6 protein-coding genes and 1 pseudogene are annotated in these 4,805 nt (G+C 68.4%); 6 read left to right on the top strand and 1 reads right to left on the bottom strand.

Annotation, left to right across the window (positions count from 1 at the left end):
• The 5 genes and pseudogenes from VGD32_RS10250 to VGD32_RS10230 all read left to right on the top strand — a co-directional run.
• Positions 1–522 (top strand): annotated as a pseudogene (locus tag VGD32_RS10250) (trigger factor); the annotation flags it as partial.
• A gap of 152 nt (positions 523–674) precedes the next feature.
• Positions 675–1,616: a hypothetical protein gene (locus VGD32_RS10245; protein WP_331031791.1), complete on the top strand. Its 942-nt coding sequence runs from the start codon at positions 675–677 to the stop codon at positions 1,614–1,616.
• A gap of 74 nt (positions 1,617–1,690) precedes the next feature.
• Positions 1,691–2,620 (top strand): hypothetical protein, encoded by a 930-nt coding sequence (locus VGD32_RS10240; RefSeq protein WP_331031790.1) that lies wholly within the window; start codon positions 1,691–1,693, stop codon positions 2,618–2,620.
• 115 nt (positions 2,621–2,735) lie between these two features.
• Positions 2,736–3,383 carry an ATP-dependent Clp protease proteolytic subunit gene (locus VGD32_RS10235; RefSeq protein WP_331031789.1) on the top strand — a complete coding sequence of 216 codons (648 nt, stop codon included), beginning with the start codon at positions 2,736–2,738 and terminating at the stop codon, positions 3,381–3,383.
• 74 nt (positions 3,384–3,457) lie between these two features.
• On the top strand, positions 3,458–3,775 hold the full coding sequence (locus tag VGD32_RS10230) for a hypothetical protein (RefSeq protein ID WP_331031788.1): 318 nt from the start codon (positions 3,458–3,460) through the stop codon (positions 3,773–3,775).
• Positions 3,776–3,778: 3 nt separating this feature from the next.
• On the opposite strand, the gene VGD32_RS10225 is transcribed toward VGD32_RS10230, so the two are convergent.
• A complete protein-coding gene (locus tag VGD32_RS10225) occupies positions 3,779–4,426 on the bottom strand; it encodes an HAD-IB family hydrolase (RefSeq protein ID WP_331031787.1) in 648 nt (215 codons plus the stop codon).
• A gap of 188 nt (positions 4,427–4,614) precedes the next feature.
• Here VGD32_RS10225 and VGD32_RS10220 point away from each other — a divergent pair.
• On the top strand, positions 4,615–4,805 hold a 191-nt coding region (locus VGD32_RS10220; RefSeq protein ID WP_331031786.1), incomplete at its 3' end, for a ClpX C4-type zinc finger protein.

Genomic DNA, 4,805 nt, shown 5'->3' with positions numbered 1-4,805 from the left:
CTGCTGCGCGACAACCTGAACCAGCAGTACAAGGGCGCCGCCCGCTTCAAGCTGAAGCGCGCCCTGCTCGACGAGCTGGACAAGGCCCACGACTTCCCGCTGCCGCCCAAGATGGTCGACGCCGAGTTCGACGGCATCTGGGGTCAGGTGCAGGCCGACAAGGAAGCCGGCCGCCTGCCGGAAGAGGACGCCAAGAAGTCCGAGAAGAAGCTCAAGGAAGAGTACCGCAAGATCGCCGAGCGCCGCGTGCGCCTGGGCCTGGTGCTGGCCGAGATCGGCCGCGCCAACAACGTTCAGGTCACCGACCAGGAACTGAACAACGCCATCATGAACGAGGCCCGCAACTACCCGGGTCAGGAGCGTCAGGTGCTGGACTTCTACCGCCAGAACCCGAACGCCGCCGCCCAGATGCGCGCTCCGATCTATGAAGAGAAGGTCTGCGACCTGATCTTCGACCAGGCCAAGGTGACCGACAGCAAGATCACCAAGGAAGAGCTGCTCAAGGAAGACGACGACATCTGACCGGAGCCCTTTCGGCCCGAATGTCCCCATCGCGGCGTTCGCCGCCTGAACGCCCGGACGGTTCGCCGCCCGGGCGTTTCGCTGTGCGCGTGTTGGCCGTGGCGCGGTTTCCGGAACGCTGTTAGGTTCAGCGGGAACGGATGGAGACGACGATGATCGCCGCTTTCGTGGCCGCCCTCGCGCTGGCTGGCCCGGCTCCCCAGGACCCTCCCGCCGCCGCATCCGACGATCCCGTCCGCCTTGAGGATGTGGTCGTCGACGCCCGCCGGCTGGAGGCGGCCGCCGCGGACTATGTGGACCTTGTCGCCGCGCCGGTTCGCAGGCGCGGGCTGGCCCGCTGGAAGGAAGGCGTATGCATCGGCGTCGCCAATCTCGAGCCGGAACTCGCCCAATACCTGGCCGACCGCGTCTCCGACGTGGTCCGCAGCGTCGGCCTGAGGGCGCATGAGCCGGACTGCCACCCCAGCGTCCTGATCATCGCCACCCAGGACGCCGCCCGCTTCACCGAAGATCTGGTCGCCCGTCGTCCGAGACTGTTCCGGGTCGGCGGCACAGGCATGGACCAGGGGGGCGCCGCGCTGCGCGAGTTCATCAGCGCTGACCGGGCGGTCCGCTGGTGGCATGTGAGCCTGCCCGTCGACAGCGAGACCGGACTGCCGGCCGTCCGCCTTCCGGGGTTCACCACCGGCGCCGGCGCCGCAGCCGGCAGCACCACCGCCCAGGAGTATGCGCCGATGATGGCCGTGCATGCGCCGTCCCGGCTCAACGACCAGGACGAGGACGTGCTCAAGCGCGTCTTCATCATCGTCGACGTGGACCGGCTCAACGGCGCCAGCGCCCAGCAGCTGGGGGACTACCTCGCCATGGTCGCCCTCGCCCAGGTCGATCCGGACGCCGACACAGGCCGGTTCGACACGATCCTGAATTTGTTCGAGGACCCGGCGACGGGACCCACGGAACTGACCGGATGGGACCGCGCCTACCTGTCGGGGCTTTACGCCGCCGGATCCTATACCGAACGCATCAATCAGAGGGTTCAGGTCCAGGCCGTCGCCGACGCCATCGCCGCCGCCTACCGGTCGCAGGCGGAATAGGCCGCCTCGACCCGGATGGGTTGACCTGCTGTCATGCTAGCGCGAAAGTTGTAACCGGCCCCTGGAGCTTTCCGATGTCCCTGATCACCATCATCGCCGCCCTCGCCGCACTGGGCGGCACGCCGGACTCCCTGCAAGCCGCGCCGGTGCAGGACCCGCCGCCGACGGATCTGGGAGAGGTGATCGTCGAGGGCCGCGTGCTGCGCGAGGAAGCCGAGGCGTTCGTCGAGGCGGTCGCCGCGCCCGCGTCCGGCCGGGGCCTGGCGCGCTGGGGCGGCCGCGTCTGCGTGGGCGTCGTCAACCTGCAGCCCGAATTGGCCCAGGCGGTGGTCGACCATGTTTCCGGCGTGGCGCTGGAGCAGGGGCTGAGGATCGGCGATCCCGGCTGCACCCCGAATGTGGTGATCATCTTCGCCGACGACGCCCCCGCCATGGCCGCGGCGCTGGTCGCGGCCGACCGGCACGCCTTCCATCTCGGGGTCGGCGGACTGGACCGCGGAAGGGAGGCGCTGGAGGCGTTCCAGACCTCGGACGCGCCGGTGCGCTGGTGGCACGTCAGCATGCCCGTCATCGGCGGGACCCACCAAAGGGCCATCCGGATGCCTGGCGACACGAGCCCCATCTACGTTCCGGGCGAAGGGCGGGTGAACAAGGGCCGGCCGATAAGCGACGAGCTGAACAAGGTCATCGTCATCGTCGACGCCGACCGCCTGGGCGGGGCCAACCTGAGGCAGGTCAGCGACTATCTGTCGATGGTCGCGCTCGCGCAGGTCGACCCGAACGGCCAGACCGCAGGCCTCGACACCGTGCTGAACGTCTTCGCCGACCCGGCCGGGGTGGACGGGCTTACGGCGTGGGACCGGACCTATCTGCGCGCGCTGTACCGGGCGCCGAAGGAGCGGATCGACGACAACGACCAGGCCTCGTCGATCATCCGCACGGTCGGACGCCAGCGCCGCGCGCGCGAAAGGGCTGCGTCGGACGCCGTGGACACCGCCGACTGACCGTTTGGGCGCACCCTGGTCGCAGCGGCTTGCGTCCGGAGGCTGGCGACGCGATATCGTGTGTCATGGGCCGCGACCGGTGAGTCGCCGCCGCCTGCATCCCGAGAAGGCCTGAATGCGCGATCCGATCGAACTGATGAACATGAACCTCGTCCCCATGGTGGTGGAGCAATCCAGCCGGGGCGAGCGGGCCTTCGACATCTTCTCGCGCCTGCTGCGCGAGCGGATCATCTTCCTGACCGGGCCCTTCGAGGACGGCATGGCGTCCCTGATCTGCGCCCAACTGCTGTTCCTGGAGTCGGAGAACCCGAAGAAGGAGATCAGCATGTACATCAACAGCCCCGGCGGTCAGGTGACCTCGGCGCTGGCGATCTACGACACCATGCAATACATCCGCTCGCCGGTTTCGACCGTGTGCATGGGCATGGCCGCCTCGGCCGGCTCGCTGATCCTCGCCGCCGGCGCCGCCGGCCAGCGCGTGGCCCTGCCGAACGCCCGCATCATGGTGCACCAGCCCTCGGGCGGCTTCCGCGGCCAGGCCTCGGACATCGAGCGCCACGCGGAGGACATTCGCTACACCAAGCGGCGCCTGAACGAGATCTACGTCCACCACACCGGCCGCACCTATGAGGAGGTCGAGAAGACCCTCGACCGCGACCACTTCATGAGCGCCGAGGAGTCCAAGGCCTGGGGCATCGTTGACCACGTCTACGACAAGCGCGAACAGGCCGACGAGGACGGCGTCAAGACGCCCGGCGCCTGATCTCGTCCTGACGGCGACGACGGAAGAGGCGCGCCAGGCGGTGCGCCTTTTTTCGTTTGTGCTATCAGGCCCGGATGCAGACGCGTGACACCAGCGGGACCGTCGAGGTCGACGGAGAGATCTATCACTGGGAGCTCCGGCGCCAGCCGCGGCCGACGACCGGGGGGCAGTGGGAAGGCATAGCCGTGACGCTGCGGCTGCAGGACTTCAAGCGCGAGGCCGTGGTGCAGTTTCCGCCGCCGCTGCGCCCGAACGGCCGCCCGGACACCGACAAGCAGTTCGTCAACACAGACCATGTGCGCAACGCCGTGGCCGCGGCCATCGAGGCGGGCTGGAACCCGACATCGCGCGGCAAGGCGGTGGCGTTCGACGTCGACGCCGAGGGGCGGTGACCCTCAGGGGCGGCCGGTGAAGACGCGGAAGCCCTTCTCTCCGGCGATCTGCAGCATCTCCGTATCGCCGGAGGTGTCGCCGTAGGCGGCGGCCAGGCGGACCTGCTCGCCATAGACCGCGCGCAGCCGCCGCACCTTCTCCTCGCCGCGGCAGTTGGGGCTGGCGAAGGCGCCGGTGACCCGGTCTTCGCCGTCGAAAACCAGCGGCGTGCCCAGCAGGGCCTCGGCGCCGAGCCGGCGGGCGAACGGAGCGACGGTGGTCTCCGGGCTGGCGGTGACGATGACGCGGTGCGCGCCCCTGTCGCCCCAGGCCTTCCAGCAGTCGAGCGCGTCGGGGCGCATGAATCTGTCCCAGATCCGGTCAGCGAAGCGATTGGCGTCGTCCTCCAGCGAGGCGCGGTCCACGCCCCTGAGAAATTCGCGCACCGAGGCGGCCTTGATCCGGCCGCGGTCGCGGTCACGGGCGTAGGTCGCCACAGCGGGGGCCATTCTCACCAGACCCAGCGCCCAGCCGCCCGGACCAGCCCGCCAGCGGAGGAATTCGGTGAAACTGTCGCGGATCGTCAGGGTGCCGTCGAAGTCGAAGGCGACGATGGCCTGATCCTTGCGGGGCGGCTGGCGAAACGGAGCGTCGCTTCCCATGTCAGACATTCGCCGCGATCACCATCAACAGTGAACCGTTCGCTTCCGCCTCCTGCACCGCTTTCGCGGGGTTGTGGCGGGCGCGGGGATGGGTGATTGTCATTTTTTGAAGACCTTTGCGCCCATTGTTCGGGAATCAACGCGAGGGAAGCGCGTTTGGCCTCATATCGGGGCCATCGCGGGAGTGAGAAGGGTCGATGACCAAAGCCGCCGGCACAGACGCCAAAAGCACGCTGTACTGCTCTTTCTGCGGAAAGAGCCAGCACGAGGTGCGCAAGCTCATCGCCGGGCCGACCGTGTTCATCTGCGATGAATGCGTCGAGCTCTGCATGGATATCATCCGTGAAGAGCACAAGATCAGCTTCTCCAAGGCCAAGGACGGCGTGCC

The sequence above is a fragment of the Brevundimonas sp. genome, from assembly GCF_036402095.1.
Lineage (GTDB): Bacteria > Pseudomonadota > Alphaproteobacteria > Caulobacterales > Caulobacteraceae > Brevundimonas.
The sequence above is the reverse complement of the archived record's forward strand: the minus strand, read 5'-3'. Positions and strand labels throughout refer to the sequence as shown.